At 50.2% G+C, this 22,968-nt stretch carries 17 protein-coding genes and 2 pseudogenes; 10 read left to right on the forward strand and 9 right to left on the reverse strand.

The window, feature by feature from the left end; translation table 11 throughout:
* Positions 1–122 precede the first annotated feature (122 nt).
* On the forward strand, positions 123–1,448 hold the full coding sequence (locus tag AC4EYZ_RS07490; RefSeq protein WP_490204209.1) for an aspartate aminotransferase family protein: 1,326 nt from the start codon (positions 123–125) through the stop codon (positions 1,446–1,448).
* 36 nt (positions 1,449–1,484) lie between these two features.
* On the forward strand, positions 1,485–2,042 hold the full coding sequence (locus AC4EYZ_RS07495; RefSeq protein ID WP_161463260.1) for a carboxymuconolactone decarboxylase family protein: 558 nt from the start codon (positions 1,485–1,487) through the stop codon (positions 2,040–2,042).
* 31 nt (positions 2,043–2,073) lie between these two features.
* Here AC4EYZ_RS07495 and argA read toward each other — a convergent pair whose 3' ends face one another.
* The 3 genes from argA to AC4EYZ_RS07510 form a co-directional block, all read right to left on the reverse strand.
* Positions 2,074–3,387 carry an amino-acid N-acetyltransferase gene (argA, locus tag AC4EYZ_RS07500; protein WP_161463348.1) on the reverse strand — a complete coding sequence of 438 codons (1,314 nt, stop codon included), beginning with the start codon at positions 3,385–3,387 and terminating at the stop codon, positions 2,074–2,076.
* Positions 3,388–3,612: 225 nt separating this feature from the next.
* Entirely contained in the window at positions 3,613–4,878 is a 1,266-nt protein-coding gene (locus tag AC4EYZ_RS07505) for an inorganic phosphate transporter (protein WP_027957338.1), read from the reverse strand.
* Between the two features lie 10 nt (positions 4,879–4,888).
* The gene (locus tag AC4EYZ_RS07510) at positions 4,889–5,569 is read right to left on the reverse strand and encodes a TIGR00153 family protein (RefSeq protein ID WP_009286796.1); all 681 of its coding nucleotides are present in this window, start codon (positions 5,567–5,569) and stop codon (positions 4,889–4,891) included.
* A gap of 137 nt (positions 5,570–5,706) precedes the next feature.
* Between AC4EYZ_RS07510 and AC4EYZ_RS07515 the strand changes: the two genes are divergently transcribed.
* Positions 5,707–6,606, forward strand: coding sequence for a CYTH domain-containing protein (locus tag AC4EYZ_RS07515; RefSeq protein WP_443603723.1), 900 nt, complete (start codon positions 5,707–5,709; stop codon positions 6,604–6,606).
* 51 nt (positions 6,607–6,657) lie between these two features.
* Positions 6,658–7,575: an ion transporter gene (locus tag AC4EYZ_RS07520; protein ID WP_190373947.1), complete on the forward strand. Its 918-nt coding sequence runs from the start codon at positions 6,658–6,660 to the stop codon at positions 7,573–7,575.
* Positions 7,576–7,681: 106 nt separating this feature from the next.
* On the opposite strand, the gene AC4EYZ_RS07525 is transcribed toward AC4EYZ_RS07520, so the two are convergent.
* The 3 genes from AC4EYZ_RS07525 to AC4EYZ_RS07535 all read right to left on the reverse strand — a co-directional run bounded on the left by AC4EYZ_RS07525 (position 7,682) and on the right by AC4EYZ_RS07535 (position 10,278).
* A complete protein-coding gene (locus AC4EYZ_RS07525; protein WP_022519942.1) occupies positions 7,682–8,458 on the reverse strand; it encodes a 5'-nucleotidase, lipoprotein e(P4) family in 777 nt (258 codons plus the stop codon).
* A gap of 188 nt (positions 8,459–8,646) precedes the next feature.
* A complete protein-coding gene (locus tag AC4EYZ_RS07530) occupies positions 8,647–9,270 on the reverse strand; it encodes an L-threonylcarbamoyladenylate synthase (protein ID WP_233975493.1) in 624 nt (207 codons plus the stop codon).
* 87 nt (positions 9,271–9,357) lie between these two features.
* Complete coding sequence (locus AC4EYZ_RS07535; RefSeq protein WP_474193219.1) at positions 9,358–10,278, reverse strand: PHP domain-containing protein; 921 nt, start codon at positions 10,276–10,278, stop codon at positions 9,358–9,360.
* Positions 10,279–10,422: 144 nt separating this feature from the next.
* Between AC4EYZ_RS07535 and AC4EYZ_RS07540 the strand changes: the two genes are divergently transcribed.
* Both AC4EYZ_RS07540 and mnmC read left to right on the forward strand, forming a co-directional pair.
* Complete coding sequence (locus AC4EYZ_RS07540; protein ID WP_138800953.1) at positions 10,423–10,722, forward strand: YciI family protein; 300 nt, start codon at positions 10,423–10,425, stop codon at positions 10,720–10,722.
* 158 nt (positions 10,723–10,880) lie between these two features.
* Positions 10,881–12,890, forward strand: coding sequence for a bifunctional tRNA (5-methylaminomethyl-2-thiouridine)(34)-methyltransferase MnmC2/FAD-dependent 5-carboxymethylaminomethyl-2-thiouridine(34) oxidoreductase MnmC1 (gene mnmC / locus AC4EYZ_RS07545; RefSeq protein WP_490204210.1), 2,010 nt, complete (start codon positions 10,881–10,883; stop codon positions 12,888–12,890).
* A gap of 473 nt (positions 12,891–13,363) precedes the next feature.
* Here mnmC and AC4EYZ_RS07550 read toward each other — a convergent pair whose 3' ends face one another.
* Both AC4EYZ_RS07550 and ligA read right to left on the reverse strand, forming a co-directional pair.
* Positions 13,364–13,639, reverse strand: coding sequence for a YheU family protein (locus AC4EYZ_RS07550; protein WP_022519947.1), 276 nt, complete (start codon positions 13,637–13,639; stop codon positions 13,364–13,366).
* Positions 13,639–14,514: pseudogene (ligA, locus tag AC4EYZ_RS07555) on the reverse strand (NAD-dependent DNA ligase LigA); the annotation flags it as partial. The gene AC4EYZ_RS07550 and the pseudogene ligA, both read right to left, overlap by 1 nt.
* Before the next feature lie 114 nt (positions 14,515–14,628).
* Between ligA and AC4EYZ_RS07560 the strand changes: the two are divergent.
* Genes AC4EYZ_RS07560 through AC4EYZ_RS07575 form a run of 4 tightly spaced genes read left to right on the forward strand, consistent with a single transcriptional unit; the run spans position 14,629 to position 20,636 of the window.
* On the forward strand, positions 14,629–16,755 hold the full coding sequence (locus AC4EYZ_RS07560; protein ID WP_286902492.1) for a hypothetical protein: 2,127 nt from the start codon (positions 14,629–14,631) through the stop codon (positions 16,753–16,755).
* Positions 16,748–18,769 (forward strand): site-specific integrase, encoded by a 2,022-nt coding sequence (locus AC4EYZ_RS07565; RefSeq protein WP_208797129.1) that lies wholly within the window; start codon positions 16,748–16,750, stop codon positions 18,767–18,769. Before AC4EYZ_RS07560 ends, AC4EYZ_RS07565 begins: the two co-directional genes overlap by 8 nt.
* Before the next feature lie 2 nt (positions 18,770–18,771).
* On the forward strand, positions 18,772–19,302 hold the full coding sequence (locus AC4EYZ_RS07570) for a hypothetical protein (RefSeq protein WP_141439926.1): 531 nt from the start codon (positions 18,772–18,774) through the stop codon (positions 19,300–19,302).
* Positions 19,302–20,636 carry a site-specific integrase gene (locus AC4EYZ_RS07575; RefSeq protein ID WP_141439927.1) on the forward strand — a complete coding sequence of 445 codons (1,335 nt, stop codon included), beginning with the start codon at positions 19,302–19,304 and terminating at the stop codon, positions 20,634–20,636. Before AC4EYZ_RS07570 ends, AC4EYZ_RS07575 begins: the two co-directional genes overlap by 1 nt.
* A gap of 1,090 nt (positions 20,637–21,726) precedes the next feature.
* Here AC4EYZ_RS07575 and AC4EYZ_RS07580 read toward each other — a convergent pair.
* A pseudogene (locus tag AC4EYZ_RS07580) lies at positions 21,727–22,895 on the reverse strand (IS3 family transposase).
* Positions 22,896–22,968 lie beyond the last annotated feature (73 nt).

Consider the following 22,968-nt stretch of genomic DNA (forward strand, 5'->3'; position numbering starts at 1 on the left):
ATATATGATCTACATGTTTCACATTATATTTAAATGATTTATTTGTTGCAAACATCTTTGTGAGTGTGCCAATCTCATTGTCATATGAATTACTCACCGTTTGATAATGAGGGAAAGAGGCTATGACGCGTATTCTTCACCGCGGTATCGGCGGGAAACTGCCTCATGCTGCGTCGGCACAAGGCGTCTATATCACGGACACCACGGGGCGCCGCTATCTGGATGGCTCGGGAGGCGCTGCGGTCACCAGCGTAGGACACGCCCACCCGGAAGTGCTGGCCGCCATGCGCTCACAGATCGATAGCCTCTGTTACGCCCACACCTCATTTTTCACTACCGATGCCGCCGAAGCACTTGCCGAAAAGCTCGTGGATTTAGCCCCCGCAGGGCTGGATTACGTCTACTTGGTGTCGGGTGGGTCAGAAGCCGTCGAAGCGGCGCTGAAAATGGCCCGGCAGTACTTTGTAGAGATTAATCAGCCCCAGCGACGGCATATCATTGCCAGACGCCAGAGCTACCACGGCAATACCATCGGCGCGTTGGCAACCGGTGGCAATGCCATGCGGCGCCAGCAGTTTCAGCCCATTTTGCCAGAAACACACCATGTATCGCCCTGCTATGCGTATCGCGACAAGGGCACCGACGAGACGCCCGAGGCCTACGCTGCACGGCTTGCCGAGGAGCTTGAGGCAAAGATTCTGGAACTTGGCCCTGAAGAAGTCATGGCCTTTGTTGCCGAGCCTGTCGTCGGTGCCACCTTAGGGGCGGTCGCCTCTGAGGCGGATTACTTCAAACGCGTGCGTGCCATTTGCGATAAATACGGCGTACTGCTGATCCTCGACGAAGTGATGTGCGGCATGGGAAGAACCGGCACCGTCTTCGCCTGCGAACAAGATGGGGTAACGCCAGATATCATCACGATCGCCAAGGGTTTGGGCGGCGGTTATCAGCCTATCGGCGCGGTGATGCTATCGGCCGACATCTACGCCAGTTTTGCCAATGGGTCTGGGCTGTTTCAGCATGGTCATACCTATCTTGGCCACCCTGTGGCCGCCGCGGCCGCCAACAAAGTGGTTGAGATCATTGCACGGCCAGAGACGCTGGCGAACGTCAATGCCATGGGCACGAGGTTACAGAGCGGCCTTGAAGCGGCGCTCGGCGCATCCCCCCATGTGGGCGATATTCGCGGCAGGGGCTTGTTTCGCGGTATCGAGATTGTCGCGGACAGGGAAAACAAAACACCTTTCGATCCGGCTAGAAAGATTTACGCCAAGATCAAGCGACAGGCCATGGCGCGTGGCCTGATCAGCTACCCGATGGGCGGCACTATTGATGGCATTAACGGTGATCATATCTTGCTGGCTCCGCCCTATATCATTGCGCCTGACGAAGTAGACCTGATCATTGAGCGTATTGCCGAGGCCATAACCGCCGCCATCGCAGAGTGATGACACAATCAATAACATCTGAAAGGAGACCCACCCATGCCCTCTTCTCCCTGCCCGCCTATTTCCGATGCCGACTGGCCTGAGGAGATCCCTGATTTACGCGAGGGCTTTGCTGGCGCACTCAACGTTTATCGCACCATGGCCCATCACCCGGCCTTGCTTAGAGCGTGGGCGCCCTTGCGCCAACACGTTGTTAAGGAGAATGCGTTAGGCCCGGAACTGACCGAAGTGGTGATTTTACGCGCGGGTTTACGTATGGGCTCAGCCTACGAGTGGGCCCATCATGTTAGTCGTGCACTTGCCCTGGGATTCTCCGAACACCGGATCACGGCTATTCGCGGTACTCCCGAAGGTGTTGACGGTCTTATCGTCAACGCCGTGGATGCGTTATTCGATGAGCGCATGCTGGCCAAGGAGCAGGAAGCAGAACTTGCCGAGGCGATCGGACGCAAAGCAGTGATCGACCTGATCGCCATGGTGGGTTTTTATTCGGTGCTCGGTTACCTGCTCAAAACCTACGACACACCGATTGACGACACTATTCAACAAGAAGCGCAAAAACAGCCGGAGCTGTTTTCGCTAATGCCGCGTTAAACCAGCTAATCCAGATCTGCTAATAAGCGAATTACGCTAACTGCTTAACCAACACCTTCGATTTGCGGGCGTGGTTGTAGGTTTCGCGTTTCAGCGGCGGGAGGTCTTCCAGGCTGGCGGCGCGGAAGCCGTGTTCCACAAACCAGTGGGCGGTGTGGGTCGTCAGCACGAAGATTTCAGTTAAACCGCGCTGGCGGGCGCGGCGCTCCATGGCCTCCACCAGGCGCTCGCCCCGCTCGCCACCGCGGTAGCTGTCGTGCACCGCCACGCAGGCGAGTTCGGCAATGCTGGTATCCGTAAATACATGCAGCGCGGCGCAGCCAATCACCATACCGTCACGCTCGATCACCATGTAGTCATCGATTTCGTGCTCCAGGCGTTCACGGGAGCGCGCTACCAGCATGCCCCGGCGCTCTAGCGGTTCCAGCAGTTCCAGCAGACCCGCTACATCGTTGAGCGTGGCCGGGCGCAGCTGTTCGTAGCGGTGCTGGGTAATCATGGTGCCCACGCCGTCCCGGGTGAACAACTCACCCAGCAGGGCATCGTGGTTGCGCCAGGAAAGCAGGTGCGTACGCGCCACGCCTTCCCGTGCGGCGGTGCAGGCGGCCTGTAAGTGGCGGGCTAGCTCGCTGCCTGGCACTGCGGCGCTTAAACGCGGCTCGGCCTCCGCTGGCGAAAGCTGGCGCAGCAGCGCGCCCTGCTCATCTTCCAAGCCTTCGGATTCCCCCAGCAAGATCAGCTTATCGGCTTTCAGCGCCACGGCGGCGTGTTGAGCGACTTCAGAGGCGTCTAAATCAAAAACTTCACCGGTACTGGAGAACCCTAGCGGCGGCAGCAGCACCAGCGAGCCTTTTTCCAGCAGGCCTTCAATGGCGCTGGCACGCACCCGACGCACTTCGCCGCTGTGGTCGAAATCCACCCCTTCGCGCACGCCTAATGGCTTGGCGGTCACTAGGTTGCCGGAGATCACGCTCAGTTCCACACCGTGCAGCGGCGTGCTGGGCAGGCCAAGGGAGAGCCGTGCTTCAAGCCATAGCCGCTGGTGGGCAGCTACCTGCTCAACGTGAGCCATCACCGCGCGATCCGCGACCCAGCGGCCATCGATGCGCGTGGGCTCTACGCCAGCGGCAGTCAACGCTTCATGCACCTGGGGGCGAATGCCGAACACGACAACCAAACGCACGCCCAGGGTATGCAGCAGCGCCAAATCCTGAATCAGTTGCTCCCCTCGGCCAGACGCCATGGCTTCGCCTTCAATTAAGATGACAAAGGTTCGCCCCCGGTGGGCATTGATGTAGGGGGAAGCGTTACGAAACCAATCAACAAAAGGGAAGCGCGTATCCAAGGGCCGCTCTCCGGCAGCAGGTGAAAGAAACAATCTCAAAAACAATTTCAAAAACAATCTCCAGTTACTTTACCAGAGCACGAAAAACAGCGGCACCTTCAAATGCAAATCTGCTCGATCTAATGCAGATAAACATGAAGATGCCGCTGTGATCTTATCGCTCAGATGCTTCTAAAGCCTTTCGAGCCTTGGCGTACTACGTTTACAAGTGCTGTTTATTATTCGTTAACCGAACATGCCCTTGAACATGAAGAAGAACAGAATCGCCAGGCCAGCGCCTGCTGGTAGTGTGATCAGCCACGACATGGCAATCGTGCCGATGACCCGCAGGTTCAAAGCCGCCATGCCGCGTGCCAGCCCCACCCCAAGAATCGCGCCGACCAGGGTGTGGGTGGTGGAAATCGGCAGGCCAGTGCCCGAGGCCAGCACCACCGTGGTGGCTGCCGCCAGGGTAGCGGCAAAGCCACGGCTGGGGGTCAGTTCTGTAATACCGGTGCCCACGGTAGCGATGACCTTATGGCCGTAGGTGACCAAGCCCACCACGATGCCGCTGCCGCCAAGTACCAGCACCCACCAGGGCACCAGTGCAGAGCCGCCAATTTCACCGCCGGTTTGCACCACGCTGATGACTGCCGCCAGTGGGCCAACCGCATTCGCCACATCGTTGGAGCCGTGGGCAAAGGCCATGGCGCAGGCGGTGAAGATCATCAGCACGCCGAACACACGCTCAACATTGGCATAGCCGAAGTGGTCGTTGGTATTGTGCTCGAACTTGATACGCCGCTGCATGATCAGGCCAATACCCATGATCACCAGGCCCAGCAGGATCGACAGCAACAGGCTCTGATTGAAGGTTAGGTCCAACCCCACATGAGATAACCCTTTGGTCAGCGTGACCATCGAAACGATGAAACCTACCAGAAACACATAGCCGGGTACGTAGCGTTTGGCGGCCGTGAATGGGTTGGCGTCCTCGAAAATCAGGTGGTGTACCGATTTAAACAGCACGAAACCGATGGTACCTGCCAACAAGGGGGAGACCACCCAACTGGCGGCAATCTTGCCTACCGCACCCCAGTCCACCGTGGCAGGGCCTAGCCCTGCAACCGCAAAGCCTACGATCGCGCCGACAATCGAGTGCGTCGTGGAAACCGGCCAGCCTTTCATGGAGGCCACCAGCAGCCATGTTCCCGCCGCCAGCAGGGCTGCCAGCATGCCGTAGACCAGCAATTGTGGGTCGTCCTGTAGCAGTTCGGGGTCGATAATACCTTTACGGATCGTATTGGTAACTTCGCCACCGGCTAGCCAGGCACCCAGGAATTCAAAAATGACCGCAATCAGGATAGCCTGTTTGATGGTGATCGCTTTCGACCCCACCGAGGTTCCCATGGCATTGGCCACGTCGTTGGCGCCAACGCCCCAGGCCATGAAAAAGCCAAACAAACAGGCCAGGATGATAAAGATTTCACCGTGCTGGGCAATAATCAGCATGAAAGTCCCCTTAGCGGGCAGTCAGGATCTGCAGACGGCTACCCACGCGCTCGGCGCGGTCGGATAGTTCGCCAACCCATTCAATGATCTTGTAGAGAAAGATCACGTCCACTGGTGGTAGCTGGCTCTCAAGCTTGAACAGCTGGCGGCGAATGGTGATCTGTTGGTCGTCGGCTTGGTGTTCGAGGGTGTGCAGCTCACGGATCATCTTCTGCATCACATCCGAGACATTTTTGCCAAAGCCGGACTCGAGCAGATCCTTGAGCTCTTCTAGCGCTTGACGCGCTTGCGCCACGCAGGCAACGCTGGTTCGAATGTAGTCGCGCATCGGCGCGGCCAGCTCATCCGGCACGCGCATTTTACGCCCCAGCATAATGCCGGTAATGTCACGCACCTTGTTGGCGATCTTGTCCTGCACGCTGATCAGATCAAGCAGATCGGAGCGCGACACCGGAAGAAACATGGTGTTGGGCAGGTTCAACCGTAGTTCTGTTTTCAGCGTATCGGCGTCATGCTCTAGGCGGGTGACGTTTTCGCGCAGCTCAGCCGCTTTGTCCCAGTCATCAACCAGGGTTGCTTCAAAAAACGGCAACAGCTGATCGGCACACTCATTCGTCTTGACGATATGGGCCAATAACGGCTGGAATGGCGAGCGGCCAAACATCGAAGAAAAAGGATTGGAGGTAACCATAATGCCTTTTAGCCTGTTTTCGGGGAGCCTGGAAATGGCGGCGCCAGTATAAAGAGTGCGCCTGCCGCCGTCATGAAAAGTTCACAAATGTAATCAAATATTCATTTAAATGTCACGATAACGAGGTGGCTAGCGTCATGAAAAGCCCAAACCCCATGGAAGTGGAACTTAAACTGGCCCTTGCCCCGACAGGGCCTGCGGCGCTGACTCAACACCCGTATCTCGCTTCACACGCCGTGCGTAAACAAACGCTGACCAATACCTACTTTGATACCCCTCAGGGTGATCTGGCGAAAGCACATATTGCGCTGCGACTTCGCCAGGTAGACGGCCAGGTGCTGCAAACGGTGAAAACCGCTGGCCAAGGTGGTGGCGGGCTTTCCCAGCGCGAAGAGTGGGAGTGGCAGATTGCTGGCCCGCAGTTGGATCTCACTTCAATTGCCAAGCTCCCCCCTTTTCAAGGCGAACTTAGCAGTGTGCTAGATGCCCTCGCCCCCCAACTCAGCACCGATTTCACACGGCGTAGCTGGCAGCTAAAAGAGGGTGGACAAGGCCAGGAGAGTCATGTCGAGCTGGTATTGGATGAAGGCGAAATTATTAGCGGTGGCTACCGCACGCCGATTCGCGAGGCAGAGCTCGAATTAAAAGGCGGCGAGCCTGAAGCTCTGTGGGCGCTGGCATTGACCCTTGCTGAACAGGTACCCCTGCGACCCTCGGACAGTAGCAAGGCGGCCCGTGGCAATGCCCTTAGCACCCAACACTGGCCGCTACCCGAAGCGCACTCCCCGGCAGAGTGGCTGCACCGTGCCACGCTGGCGCTGGACGCCTACCACGACAGCCAACAAGCCAGCTTTTTAAACGATGCCCAGCAGGCGCTGGCCACTCTCGCCGAACATCCCGAACTGGATACCACCGCACGCGCTTATGCCCAGGCGCTGCCTGGCGCGCTCGATGCGGACGGCCAGCCCAATGCAGCCTACGGTAAAGCGGCGTTAGCGCTCGCCCATCGCTTGGCGTACCAAACCGCGCTACGCTAGGTCCTAGCGCACTTTTCAGGACGGCATTGAGGTCCACTTCAGGATGATGCAATGAATTTAAACTTAACCCCCGGCGCGGAAGGCCTACGCACCCGCCTGTTTCATATCATATTTGAGTCTGACACGCCGGGAGCAAAAGCTTTTGATATCGCCTTGATTGTGGCGATTCTACTCAGTGTTGCGGTCATTATGCTGGGCAGTATCGAGACTTATGCCGAGCGGTACGGCGACCTATTCTTCTATCTTGAGTGGGTCTTCACGCTATTGTTCAGCATTGAGCTGATCTTGCGCATTTACTGCCTGGAAAAGCCGACACTCTATTTAAGAAGCTTTTATGGCATCGTCGACTTAATCGCGATTTTGCCCATTTGGCTGGTACTACTGGTGCCCGGTGCACATGGTCTGGTGATTGTACGTTTGCTGCGGGTACTGCGCATTTTTCGTATTCTGCGCCTGATGGAGTTTGTCGGCGAGGCGCGTCTTTTAATGGATGCCCTTAAACGCAGCATGCGCCAGATATTGCTGTTTTTTAGCGCCATATTAATGGTGATTACCCTGTTCGCGGCGCTGATGTACACCATCGAATCCTCTGAGGCGGGCTTCACCAGTATTCCGATGTCGATGTACTGGGCCATTGTCAGCATGACCACCGTCGGCTATGGCGACATCGTCCCCGCTACTGCGCTGGGTAAATCGATTACGGTGGTACTCATGCTGCTCGGCTACTCGATCATTGCCGTGCCCACCGGGGTATTTTCCGCTCAGGTGATTCGCTCGATCCGTGAAGAGCGTTACTCCGAAGAAGCCTGCCCCGGCTGCGGTCACGAACGCCATGAAAAACGCGCCCGCTACTGCCTACGCTGCGGCACCTGGCTGGATGAAGACAGCGAAGACCCGCGCAAGAAGGACGACGACAAAACAGATGACGCTCAAGAAAATAGCCACGAGAGTGACGAAGACAAGAACTAAGACAAAAACACGCCCCAAGACAGCTAAACTAAATCGTCAAACAAAATAGCCAAATCTGGGGCGCGCAGCGTTTATTTAATGCGGTATGGAGTGGTTATCTAACCGATCACTCCACTTCGTGCGGGGCTTCCCAGGCGTCTAACTCAGCCTCGCTCCAGGCACCGTAAGTAGCGTTGGGGAACACGATCCAATCGTTGCCAAAACGCTCGGCATTCTCTTCAACAAGCGCATGCTGCTGGTCAAGGTCGGCGCCCGCGAAGTCACCCGCGAAATCGTGAAGGGAATCACCCAGCTGCATCACCAGCGTGTGGTTATCCACCACTTCCGCGCGGCGTTCTGCCTTGGCAGGCCCCAGCAACATCACGCTCTGTTCAGAGACTTGGGGTAGCTCTAGCGCTTCCAAGGTGGCGATAGTGTCGGCCTCGTTCTCCTGGTAGCGATCAGAGACGTAAAAAATGGCCACGCCCTGCTCATCCGCGTAATCCAGGAACGCTTTGGCACCCGGCATCAAACGCGGTTCGCCTTCACGCTCCCAATGCTTCCATGTGTCCCAGGTGGTGTAGTCGTGGCACGCCTGCATGTCGCGAACCAACAGAGCGCTATTATCCAGCACCGTTTCATCCAGGTCGGTAATGATCGCCAAGTCGTCGCTGCCACCATGCGCCTCAATCTGATCCTCAAGCCGGTAGGTGGCGAGGGCAAAACCCTGACGCTGCAGAGCAGCGGCTTCAGCAGACTGCTGTTGATAGCGCAGGCCCATTGCATAGGCTTCCTGGGCACATATTTCTGCGTCATCACTATTTGCATGGCTGGTCAGCGGTAAAGCGGTGAGGCTGGCTAGAGCAGCAAGGGTGCAGAGGCGAGAAGGGAATGGCTTCGTCATTGAATGATCTCCTGGGCTAGGCGATCTCAAAAAGACGAGGCGATTCCTCGCCTTAAAGGATCACAATTTATTATCGAAAAGAACCGTTAGGATCATATTTTATTTTCATTGAACATTCAAATAATGAAAAATAGACAAATTCCCTGCTCATTAAAGCTAAAAGCAGGGATTTGCTCTGAAAAGTGTTTTTAGACGACGAAAGGAGAAATATCGCCGCGCCCTTCACGGATGATTTTCGGCGGCAGTTCGCGCAGGTCGATGACGCTGGTGGGGTCTAAATGGCAGGCGCCGCCGTCGATAATGGCATCCAGGTGGGCGCCAAAACGCTCGCGGATCTCTTCCGGGTCGTTCATGGGCAGGTCATCGCCCACCGGAATCAACGTTACGCTCATCAACGGCTCGCCTAATGCGGCCAGTAACGCGTGGGTAATGCGGTGATCCGGTACGCGCACGCCAATGGAGCGACGCTTGGGATGCAGTAGCAGGCGCGGCACTTCTGAAGAGGCATCCAGAATATAAGTGTAAGGCCCTGGAGTATGGGCTTTCAGCAACCGAAATACATCGTTATCTACCTTGGCGTAGGTGCCAATTTCCGAGAGATCGGAACACACCAGGGTGAAGTTGTGTTTATCGTCCAGTGAACGTAGCCATTTTATCTTCTCAATGGCTTTCTTCTCACCCAGATGGCAGCCAAGCGCATAGCCCGAATCAGTGGGGTAAGCAACCACACCGCCTTTACGAATGATCGCAATCGACTGATCGATGAGGCGTTTCTGAGGGTTTTCCGGGTGAATCTGAAAATATTGGCTCATTGGTAACTCCTGTCCGTAGGCACTGCCTATACAGCATAGCCGACTTGGCTTTTAACTGACCGGGCTTTGCAATGACCCGGCTGTGATTTAACCGACCGCCAGCAGGCCGGGTGACGCATCGCGCAGGTGCAGCAGCCGGGGATGCTGCCATATGGGGGGCGCCGCAGTGCGCGGCACTAGGCTCATGCTGCCGGGGGCCGCATGACTGCCAGGGAAGTGAAAATCGCTGCCCATAGAAGCGTAAAGGTCGCGCTCCACTAGCTGACGCGCCAGGTCGCGGGTGCTATCCGGGTTCTGCTGGCCGCTGACCAGTTCAACCGATTGGCCGCCCGCCGCTTGGAAGGTATCCATCAACAGGCCTCGCTTGCGCCGGGTTAAGCCGTGGCGCAGTGGATGGGCAATCACGGCCACGCCACCGGAATCGACAATCCAGCTCACGGCTTCGCTGATTTCCGGCCAGTGGGCTTTAACATCGCCCTTTTTGCCGCTGCCCAGATAGCGCTTGAAGGCGCTGGCCCAGTCGGGCACCACGCCTTCCGCTACCAGCGCTCGGGCAAAGTCCGGGCGGCCTAGCGGGCGGTCGCTGCCGGCGTGCAGGCGCGCTTTTTCCAGCGCGTTGGATAAACCGACTTTTTCCAGCCTTTCGGCGATCACTGCTGCACGCTGTATCCGCGCTTCACGCTGCTGAATTAGGCCTTCTACCATTGGCCCCTGTAAGCCACCGGGCATCAACGCCACCACATGGATATTGACGCCCTGCCAGCGTGTGGATAACTCACAGCCGGGGATAAGACACAGCCCTGCTTGCTCCGCCGCGCGGCCCGCTTCTTCAATGCCGTCCATGGTATCGTGATCGGTGAGCGACATGTGCGTCAGCCCGCGTTCGGCACACAGGGTTACCAGCTCGGTGGGCGTTAACGCGCCATCGGAAGCGGTTGAGTGCATGTGCAAATCAACTGGGTAGCGCTGATCGGCATCAAAGGTATAGGGAAGTCGAGGCATAAGCATGACGCCGTGTGGCCAGTTTGTCAGAATGCGCTTTTCAGCTGTGAATGAACCCTTCGCAATGGGTAAGATATGGTGCGCGCTTATGCCAGTGCGGTCAATTAACGGTCACTTTGCATCCTCGTCTTATCAAGGAGTTAACCCCAAATGCTGTATGCCATTATGAGTGAAGATGTACCCAATAGCTTAGAGCGCCGCTTAGCGGCCCGGCCAGACCACTTGGCACGCCTGGAAGCGCTGCGCGATGAAGGCCGCCTGGTACTGGCTGGCCCTCACCCTGCCATCGACGCTGAAAATCCTGGTGATGCAGGCTTTTCCGGCAGCTTGGTGGTAGCGGAATTCGACAGCTTGGAAGGCGCCAAGGCGTGGGCCGACGCTGACCCATACATTATTGCAGGGGTGTATGCCAAGGTAATTGTTAAGCCGTTCAAGAAAGTTATGCCTTGACGCCAATAGGCAAGTATGGAGGGTTCGTCGGCTTTTTCACAGAGCCTGTGGAAAACTCTGTGCAAACCCGGCGGACGCTTTGCGCTAAGCCAGAGATAACGCCAGCGCTAACAAATTGATCATTTTTTAACCACCTGTTCATCAATACGGATACCTGCGTGACCCAACGTTCAAACGCTTTGCCACCGCTTGCGGCATTAACGACGCCAACCCTTACCTGGAACGAGGGAGCCCCCCACGCAACAGCGTTTGATGACATCTATTTCACCCGTGGTGATGGGCGCGCAGAGACCGAGCATGTCTTTCTGGGTGCCAATCACCTCCCCGAACGCTTTGCCGCCTGGGAAGCCGCGCGGCCCTTTGTGATTGGCGAAACCGGCTTTGGCACCGGGCTCAATATGCTCTGCGCCTGGGCCTGTTTTGAACAACATGCCCCTTCTTCTGCACGGCTGCACCTGTTATCCACAGAGAAGTTTCCCCTTGAGCTAGTTGCCCTTGAACAAGCATTAGCGAGCTGGCCCTCGCTGGCGACTTATGCACAGGCGCTCTGCGGACAGTGGCCCACCGCCGTTAGCGGTATTCACCGCCTGCACTTAACCGATCGTGTCACCCTTGATCTGCATTTTGGCGATACCACTGAGCGCCTGGAGCAGTTGGATGGTCAGGTCGACGCCTGGTTTTTAGACGGCTTTGCGCCCTCTAAAAACCCCGATATGTGGCAGCCTGAATTGTTTAACGCCATGGCCGCCCGTTCACACCCCGGCGCAACTTTCGCCACTTTTACCTGCGCAGGAATCGTCAAACGAGGCCTGAAAGCGGCGGGCTTTAACTGGAAGAAAGTGCCGGGCTATGGCCGCAAGCGGGAAATGCTAGCGGGCAGTATCGAAGCTCCACCAGCGGATCACCGCCGCCAGGCCACTCCCTGGTTTATCCCACCGCCTGCGACACCGGCCAAGCACGTTGTGATAGTCGGCGCCGGGTTGGCGGGAAGCAGCGTAGCGGCAGCGCTGGCACGGCGGGGCGTTAAGGTGACAGTGGTGGAGCGCGAAGCACTCGGTGCGGGCGGTTCGGGTAATCGCCAGGGCGCGCTATATGTAAAGCTTGCCGCCGAGACCAATCACCAAAGCCGGGTTTATCTTGCTGGGCTGTTGTACAGCCAGCGCTGGTTAACGCAGCAAAACTCCCCCCAAAGCTTATGGCAGCCCTGCGGCGTGGTGCAGTTGGCAAGCAGTGATAAAGAGGCACGCCGCCAGCAGCGTTTTATCGAGCAACACCCGCTGCCACCTGAAGTCGTCACGGGCATGGAGAACCCGACGTTAACCGAAACGGCGGCAATCACCGTCAGTGCACCTCACGGGCTTTATTATCCACAGGCGGGGTGGGTAAGGCCTAAGGCGCTGTGTGAGTACTTGCTTAGCCAACCAGGCATTAGCTTGCAGCAAGGCGACGTTAGCTCCCTTACCCAACTAGAAAACGGCTGGCAACTGAACTTGGCCGATGGCAGTACGTTGCGGGCGGATCAGGTGGTGATTGCCAGCGCGCATTTGGCTAACTGCTTTACGCAAACGGCGGAATTACCGCTACAGTCGGTGCGCGGCCAGATTAGCGAGCTAACGCTACCCAATGAGGTAGCGGGCCCTAAACGCGTAGTCTGTGCTGGCGGCTATGTGGCGCCCGCTTTAGATGGTGTGCTGACCTTCGGGGCTAGCTTTATACCCAACAATGCGACAACTGATGTGACGGATGACGACCATCAGCGCAATATCGATGAGCTGCGTCAGACGCTGCCCGCGCTGGTAGAGGCGTTGGAAAAGGCAGGCATTGAGCTGAGCCCTGAGAGCCTTAAGGGCCGTGCCGCCGTGCGTGCAGCAAGCCCCGACAAAACCCCTTACGCTGGGCCGGTGCCGGTGGCAGAAGCATGGCGAACGGATTATTCGCTGCTGAGCAAGGATGCCACCCGCGTGGCGGAGATACCTGGCAGGCACCATCCAGGCCTGTGGATATCCACCGCCCACGGCTCAAGGGGGCTCGCCAGCGCGCCGCTTTGTGCCGAGGTAATCGCCTCACGAATCTGCGATGAACCAATGCCACTAGAAGCGCCGCTGGTCGATCACCTGCATCCGGGGCGGCGGATTATTAGTGCGATTATTCGCGGCGAGAATGCTTAATAGAAAACCGGGTAACAGCTCTTTTTTGTCACTGCGAAGTACTCCGCCTCATTATATGGGGTGCCATTGCAAACGCAGTGAAGCAAACTGGGGTGGGGGCCCCGACAGGTTGAGATTGCTTCGTCGTTTCACTCCTCGCAATGACACATAGGCGTCATTGCGAACGCAGTGAAGCAATCTGGGGTGGGTGCCCCGACAGGTTGAGATTGCTTCGTCGTTTCACTCTCGCCATGACACATTGGCTGGGCGCCTGGCTACAACATTCTTTTGTCATCGCGAGCGTAGCGCGGCGATCTCGGGTTTGCCTGCCAATGCCAGCAAAGATTGCTTCGTCGTTTCACTCCTCGCAATGACACATAGGCGTCATTGCGAACGAAGTGAAGCAATCTGGGGTGGGTGCCCCGACAGGCTGAGATTGCCGCGTCGCTGCGCTCCTCGCAACGACATATTGGGAGGCTTTTCGCAAGATGAGGCTAAATATCGCCCTCTTCTTCGTCGTCGGCGACATCGCGCCCAAACGAACGCCACTGAGCCAGGGTCATCACTTCGGTCATCTCTAGCTCAAGGTCGTGGGCGATAATCAGCTCATTGCGCTCAAGCTGCTTTTTCAGTTCGGCTACCCAGCCGTGCATGCCCTCGCCCGTGGTATCAGTGGTGTCGTAGCCCTGGCGGGTCACAAACGCCTCCAGCAGGGCATTGAGGGTGTCCGGTGGCAGCATTCGGGCGGGTACTTCAATAAAACGGCTCATTAACGCTGCTCCCACTCTGCCAAACGTTCGATAAAGGTGGCTTCGTCCACGACTTCCACGCCCATCTGTTCAGCTTTGGTAAGTTTACTGCCCGCCGCTTCGCCTGCGACCAGGCAGGTAGTCTTCTTCGATACACTACCCGCTACCTTAGCACCCAACGCCTGCAAGCGTGCTTTGCCCTCATCCCGGGTCATACTCTCCAATGAGCCGGTGAGCACCCAAGTCTGGCCTTCCAGCGGCGTAGGGCCTTGAGTGACTTCCGCTTCTTGCCAGGTAATGCCCGCATCAATCAGCGCGGCAATGGTTTCCTGGTTGTGCGGTTGGCGAAAGAAAGTATGCACATGGGCGGCTACAATCGGGCCGACATCGTTGACCGCTTCCAGCGCTTCCAACTCAGCGGCTTGAATGGCCTCAAGGGTACCAAAGTGGTTGGCGAGATTGGCCGCCGTCGCCTCACCTACTTCACGAATACCTAAAGCATAAATAAACCGCGCCAGCGTAGTCGATTTAGCGGTTTCAAGCGCGTTGACCAAGTTGGTGGCTGACTTCTCGCCCATACGCGGCAGGTTTTGAAGCTGTTCAACAGACAAGTGAAACAGCGCCGCCGGCGTTTCTACCCAGCCCAAATCAACTAACTGCACGATCAACTTTTCGCCCAAGCCGTCAATATCCAGCGCTTTGCGACTGGCGAAATGCTTGAGCGCTTCTTTACGCTGCGCCGCACAGTAAAGGCCCCCCGAACAGCGAGCGACCGCTTCACCTTCAATACGCTCGATATCCGAACCGCACACCGGGCAATGTTCGGGAAAAATGATCTCCCTTGCATCCGCTGGTCGCAGCTCGGTATGCACGCTCACGACTTGAGGAATCACCTCGAAGTGTCACTCTCTACAATTACATCATATGAATAATTTCTCATTTTATCAATTGTTTATACGATAACAATAGTGCACGATCTCTACTTGATACTTTCAAATAGGTATTGAGCATTGACTTACAACGACAAAATTGAATATCTATCTACCTTCATTGATAGCGAAACTCTTAATTTCATCACTGGATATGCGAATAGCCTAGCCAAGTCGAACCGCGAGGCCACTATGCATGCTCTTTGTACATGCATCGGCTTGCTCATCGAATCCAAGACTGGAAACAATAATTCATTTTCTCTGGTACGAAACCTCGAATTTATTCGTTCGTATTACTGCCAACAACACACTCTGACAACCGCCGCAAAAAATTATGCATACATCTTAATTATAACTAACAAACTTATAGGTTATGGCTTTATTAAAGAAGATGGCGAACTTCCATCTAAGCCTCAAACAAACATGGATCACCAAAAGTACAAAGAAGAAAAAATTCCCGATAAAACGCTCAACAAGCTAAAAGCAAAGCTAAGTGCCGACCAAATCTTTGACGCTATACTTTTAAAATGTTGCACTCCAAATATTGCTAAAAGACTTAAAGAACATGTCAACTCGAAAAAAAATAGCAAGCATCATCGCGGCCCGCTGGTTGAAATTCTACCGCAGCTTCACGCAACATCCACTAACTGGCATGAAAATCCAAAAATTATTAACAACGAACTCTCTATATTTCGAGATGATTTGTTAAATAATTATCAGCGAAGTAGCGCATATGGTCGTTTTCAGAATGTAAAAAATTCGTTTTTGGTACTCATCGAGCACCAATTGCTACCCAATAATATTGTTCTCCCGAACAACTTGCGTCGATGCACACGAACGCAGAAAGTGCGTTCTAACAACCCTTTAATATCAAATATTAAAGTGTATGACGAACATCAAAAAGAAAAGTTTATTGACTCCAGCACATTTATATCTGATTTAAAAAAAGATTTATCTAACAATTTAAATATAATCGTATCAGAAGCAAAAAATATAGTTTACGACGCTTATCACGCCTTCCAATCAAAGAAAGAAATAGTTGAAAAAAGCCAGGTTAAGGAGTTTATTAACCACCCCAAAATGCTGGTAAAAAACAATACAAAAGGTAAGAAATATCTTAATCCATTTTATAATACAAACCCACTGAGTTTTGAAAATCAAGTTGCAGCACTTGATCATTATTTTGATTCCGTGGTGCAGAACGTTCAAACATTTAGTATTTATGGATTTCGTTGTCGTCATGAGCTTTTAGGTTATTTGGGACTACTACCTAAAGTTGCGTCTGCCATGCAAATCATCATTGTAGAAGAACTCGGGATTAATCCCTACTCACTCTACAAAGTTAAAATCTATAGTGATAGCCACGGCCATGAATTTGTTCAAGTAACAGATGAAGGGAGTGTACGACTCAAGGCCTTAAAGCCTCGCGCCAGAAATGCTCGAACCAGACATGCTGCTGGCAGCACATTTCCACTGACTGAAATAGATCCTAATGATATTGATGCAGCAACGTGTTTGAAGATGGCACTAGAAATGACATCACGAACTCGAGGTATAACCAAACAATCTGAGCTTTGGTTATGCCTAACCAAGTGGGGAGCAACATCCCCAACACCAGAAACTTTCCAGAACTGTTTTAATAACATAAGACAAAAGCTTGCAAAAGAAAAAACAGTTTTTAATGAAGCTTCGTTGAAAAAAATTCGCACGTCGAAAGCAATTTTAATTTATCTTGATTCGAATGGAAACGCATTAAAGTCCGCAACCTATCTTGGTAATCACGTAAAAACAACACTTGCACGGTATATACCCCCATACCTTTCAGAGTTAGTTTATAGAGTCAAAATCCGAGCTTTCCAAAATATTTTATTATATATGGCAGTATCTAGTGATGCTGCACCAGCTCAGTCACTTTTGCTTGACAGCGAAACTTTTGAAAATCAAGTCAAACAAGCTTTTAAAAATCCAGATATGGGCGGTAATCTCTTCGAGAGAATCGCTTTTCACCCACAAACAGTAAGTAAACCCTCCAACATATATTTTTGTGTATCCGAAAAAAACATCGCTCTCGCAATTAAATATGCCTTAGAAGGCTCCGAAGAGACCTTGCGGGAATACTGCAAAAATGTACTTACCAAAATCTCAGAAGGTCCTATCACCATGAAACAGCTTTTGCGTAAAGCGCATTTAGCCGTGCAGAATGGATAATATGTTAAATAATATGAAAAATTTCAATTTTAGTCCAAAAAGAGAGCTGGTCGATTATATTGAGGCGGTCAATATAATAGAGGATAAGAACTACCCAAAGCCCAGATGGATGTTAAATAATTCTGTAGACGATGAAGTATGGATACTGGCGAAGACAGCATTTCCCGCTACAATACCAGGAGAGGATCCCCAGAGTGTAGATAAACTGGAATTCAAACGATCCGTGTCATATGGAGAATATTTAACGGATCCTCTATGGTCACCTTTACTAATCGATATCCGCCATAGCCTTTTGTACTTACACCTAATCGGAAAGATCAGCCGACCTCTTCGCATGAGAGACATATTAATTACGACAACATATGTCATATTTCATGCGAATGAGCTACGACATAGAACCAATAAGCCACCAGTAAGGAATCTAGACCAATTAACATTCAACGACCTTAAACACTACCTACTGTCATACAAGGTTTCTAGACAACATTTAGATGCTGCATTAGAAATTATAATGCACCGCTGGAGAGCAAAATCAGAAATTGATTGGAATGAACTTTCTCATGAATTTCAGATGACTTTAAGAGAATTCATGAGTCTGAAACACAAGTTGATTCTCCTCTTAGATTCTCGTTTCGATAACTTTCAAGCACAAAAAAATCAATTTCGAAAGTATCAAAAAGCAAACACGAAGGATTTTAACTCAGATATAGACCTAGCTCCTAAAGAAAAAACAATCTCAAATATTATTTCTCATTTAGAAGCGCTCTACGTATCGCGGACGGCTCAGCTATACAAATTCCAGCACTCCCCCATAAAGTTATTTTCTTCGGGAAAAACAATATTTAAGCACATGCTGGAGCCAGAAAAAACGCCCTTAATGCCTGTTAATGTTGCTCTTCATACAATTTCTTCAGCTTTACATTTTGCACGGAATTTTGGCCCCCCGTTACTAGAACTTGTTTCACAACTTAATAAAACAGAGCAAAATAAAATCAAAGAACTAGGGCACTCACCATCTACAATTCAAGCTAGATATTCTAAAGAAATTAAAGAGTATACGTTTAAACATACCAGTATTCCAGACGCTCTTACCTCTCTCAATATAACATCGTGGCTCACAGAAACAGAAGAAACAGTTTCGCCAAACGATAAAAAAGGCTTATCAGTATGTAATGCCATAACATTATACTGTGCGGCTATATGGCTTTTATTAGCGAGCTTTTCAGCCGGGCGTTCAACCTCCCTACTCTCACTTAAGCGTGACTGTTTTCGACAATCTCCAATCGATGGTTTATTCGACCTTGTTCTTCGCATCCCAAAAACTTCAGAACGATTTGATTTAGAGGAAGTGCATCGACCCATTCCCAATTTAATTCATGATTATGGGCTAGACTTTGCGGCACTTATTTGTGAACTTGAATCACGTCGCAACTTCTTCTCACAAGACTCTGAATCATACTTATTTGGCGCGATAATAGCAGAGAGATCAATGTACGCTAACCTTTATTCCGGTGGAGAATTTTATAAAGCGCCTTTAGGACTCGATAGTATCTACAATGCTATAGATTTTTTCCAAGACTGGAGTGAATCTCCACTCATAGATGGTAAACGCTGGTATCCAACCACACACCAGTTTCGTCGTTTATTCGCAGTGCTTTATTTTAACTTCTCTGATTCTTACGGTTTAGATGAATTATCTTGGTTTATGGGACATGCAGACCTAGATCAAACATTCCATTATGCCGAAGTATCGCCTACAGATGAATGGCTTGAGGAGGCAAAATTAACGATTGCACGTACTGCCGCCCAACTACATAAATGTATTTACAGTGATGAAACCATACAAAATATCGTTTCATCAGCCAGGCAAGAATCAAAAATTTCCACTGTTTTGGAGCCTCTTGTCCACAGTATGATCAATGATCACATAGCAAATACTGGCGAACAAGTACGTTTTCATAAAATAAATGGTGAGGATGTTTTTTTCTATTTCTCAGATAAAGAGGAATCTTAAAAGTGTCAAAATTTAAAACTGGTGAAACATCTAAAAACGTGCTTGATAAGAAGAATAAAATAACAAAGTCAATATTGCTAAAAGCTAAAATTCTTGATCAAATTGATATTATAGATGATATACCTACAAGCCTTATGATAAAAGGGCGAAAAATATCTGAAGTTGCTATACACAAATGGCACGATGAGGAACTTAATATATGTGCATATTCTCGTAATACAGCGTACGCAGACCATAACGCAAACGCTCTCAAAACCTTACTTTCAGCTATTAATAATGCAAACCAAAGAATTATAAACTCGGATACGAGTAGCCGTGAATATAAATTCTCCTCAAATGCTAGTTACGATAGTTTAACTGATCTTCGTGAAGAGAATGAAATGTTGAGATCCGCTCTTGCGGAGGTATATCGCGCCTATATGCAGTTAATCGAGAAAAATCGAGAAGACAAACATATTGATGAAGCATATAGAACAATGATTTTAGATCAATCACGAATTCTTGGAAGGCATCGTTTTCAGATGATTAAGTAATGTCTAAACTACAGATAGCTAAGTATCCGCGCTTAGATTTTATACTGACCAGCAGCCGAAAGCACGAAAGCTCCAATTGCCCATTACCTTTAATCATAAAAAATGATGGTAGCTTCGACTGGGAAGCAAATGCATATTTAACAAATTACGGCGGGGGTTCGCAAGTTTACAACATTTCTCCCTTAGCTACTACTGTAGTTAAAAAGGCATACAGCCTTAATATTTTTACTTCTTTTTTAGACGATAATAAAATCAAACTAGAAATGATTGATGATAGTATTATTTATGATTTCATTGAAACCTTAAATGATCGAGGCGTCAATGACGACACTATTATCTCCCATGGTAGAACTGCACTCAACTATATTCTTTACCTAAGTGGTAAATACCCAGAATGGCAATTGGCTACTTCAAATTTTTCATTAGATAAGAAATTCAATGTACACTACTCTTTATCAAGTTTTCAAAAAAACGGTCGTAACATTGAATATATAACACACCGCGCCTTAGATGGTTTAATACATATAAGTCGTGAAACTGATTACATTCGTGACCACGAACTAATGATGTGGTTTGATGCAATTAATCATACCACCTATCATCCTAATATTAATGATTTTTTAGTTACTCGTTGGCAAGCATTAGGCACTTTACTAGATATATCAGGATCACGAATTACTGAAATTCATAAAATTACACGATCAATGATTAAGAAGGCAATGCATCCATTAGCGGATGTCAATGAAGTAGCTGTTATCCGGGACCTCCCTATTCTTAAAGGAAAATATAAAGGTAAGACCCGTCAAGTTCCCACTACAATGGATGACTTGCAAATTATAATGATACATATCTTAAAAGTTGAAGATAAATTTCCAAATTTAAATCATGATGCAATTTTTGTTGATATAAGAACTGGGAATCCTCTTACTGCATCCTACATAAAAAACTATGCTAAGAAAGTGATAAATGGTAGCCAATACTCTGACTACTTAAAACACCTCAACAATCACTCTTTTCGTCATCGTTTCATAACAATTAACATTGCTAAGGCAATCCAAAAAATTTCATCTTCAGGTAGTTTCTTCAACGTATTAACAGTAGCTGCAGACGCATGCAGAAAATTAACAATGCACGCATCAAACGACACGTTATCACGATATATACATTTAGCTTCAGAATACAATAATTTACAGAATGGCAATAATGAGAATATTTCTACGCAAGTTAGAATACGCATACAAAAAATGAAAACTATTGCAAAAGATTTAAGATTAAACAATATTAATGAGAACAAAGCATTACAAAAACTATTAGTTTTACTTGATGAGCTATAAAGGATTTATCCACGTTTAATTAATATAACTCTACGACTGTTTATCTTTGCAATTGGTGTTTAATTACATTTTAAATGGCGTCAGTTAGACGCCATCAAGTGCTTCCCTCACTATTGTTATATTTATAGTATTGAAAATATTAAATGTACGCTCTTGTTGAAATGATAGTTATGAAACCTGTATATTCGATCTATTTACTTCCGGCTTAGTTTACTCCTTTGTTTTGATGTGCGCTAAACACTCTGCCTCGGTTAGTATATTTACTTCTTTTTCTTTAGCATCTTCAAGCTTATTTCCAACATTATTGCCTACAACTAAAAATGAAGTATTTTTTAGATACTGATTTACTAACTTTTGCACCAAGTTTTTAAGCGGATGCTTTCATAATAGATCTTCCTCAACTTTCCATCGTACCAGTAAGTACAATTTTCTCTCCCGACAAGAATTGGCTAGATTCATTATCTGATTCTTTAGTCTCTACAACATTAAACCCTAAACCATACACTTTTTAAAATTCGTTTCTTATACTTCTTAGATCTTCATAAATAGTCGATGCGCTAACTTGAGCAAAACCATCTAACTCGATCATAGGGCCTTTACTCAAATTAAAGCCAGAATTCATCAAATGCTTAAAATTGCAGGTTACTATAATTCCAACGAAATGAGTGACAAAGACGCACTCAACTCACTTCTGACTACTATTTCAGAACTGCGCAGACTTCCTTCACTTATAAGCTAATGATTTCAGCAGCATCGTCACGCCTCAATCAACTGGATGGAAGCATTTAAAGGCAGATCTGTCTAAATTTTCTATCACTCATGCTTAGATAGGCGGCTTATTCGATCTATTGGCTCAATCACACTGAATACCGACTGCCCTTGCCGCGATGAGCCCAGCTAGTATTGGACACTGTAAGAATAAAAACCATATAACCCCCTAATTTTAACTTATTTTCCATTAGCTTTTTATAGCTCGTGAAGTAGGTATTGTTTTCTCTATCCAAGCAGAATGGTTACCATAGCAACTTCTTTTTCATCATCGATTGCTTGAACCCTTTTTGGAGTGGTCAACCAATTTGTGACACCCCAGTTAAGCTACTTTCTTTAGTTCTGCCATTGCTGATTCGTAATCATTGGGGCTGGTGTAAACTAGATATGAGTGTAGCCGCCGACTGTTATAAAACATCGCGATATAGTCCAGAATGTCTTACTGCGGCGCGGGTTTGATAATGTTTCCATTGGACTCGCTCCTTCATAAGGCTGGCAAAAAAGCTGTCTGCCAATGCGTTGTCCCAGCAATCGCCTTTGCGACTCATGCTACCGACAAAGCTATGGGCTGATAGCAAACATCCATACGAGTTGCTTGCGTACTGAGATCCCCTGTCTGAATGCACTATCAAGCCTGCTGCTGGCCGTCGCTGCCATAAGGCCATGTGCAGCGCATCAGTGACCAGACGGGCCTTCATCCTCGACCCCATACTCCAGCCCACGACCCGCCGACTGAACAGTTCAATATAGACAGCCAGATATAGCCAGCCCTCTTGTGTCCAAATATACGTAATATCTGATACATAAGTCTGATCCGGCACCGCCACCGTAAACGCTCGCTTCAGGACGTTTTCAAATACCGGCTGTTTATGCTGACTGTTGGTCGTTACCTTGTATTTCTTACGGTAGCGCGCCCTGACGCCGGCCTCGCGCATCAGTGATCGGGCTTTCCTGCGGCCCACCGGGTAGCCCAAAGCATTGAGCGCCCGTTTCATTCGCCTCACCCCGTAGCTGTAGCCACTCGCTTCAGCAATTTCTGTGACCGCTGCCAACATCGCTTGGTGTTCAGGCGCTGGCGGTTGGCTCTGATGGCGCCGTCTGTACTTATAGTAGCCATTGCGGCTTACACCCAGTAATCGACACATTAAAGCGATCGGCCAGATCTTCTTATGTTGGGTGATGAACGCGTATTTCACCGCGTTTCCTTGGCAAAGAAGACCGTCGCTTTTTTTAGAATTTCTTTCTCCATCTTCAGAAGCCGCACCTCTTCACGCAGCTTGCGAATCTCAGCCTGCTCCGGCGTCAACTTTCCGTTACCGCGAAATGCTTGCCCGTCGTCGGTCGCCAGCTCTTGCTCTTTGATCCACCGGCCCATCATGTTGGCATTGATGCCTAAGCTGCGTGCTGCTTCCGCTCGGCTACAGCCTTGCTCTAACACGAGGCTAATGGCGTCCAGCTTGACTCCTTTGAATACTTCTTTTTTGCAGTCATTTAGCACAGTCTCCAGTAGAGGGGATTATTCCTTAACTGGGTTGGTCACATCCATTAAGCCACTTCAGAACGC

The organism is Vreelandella sp. 162(4c) (assembly GCF_058152265.1).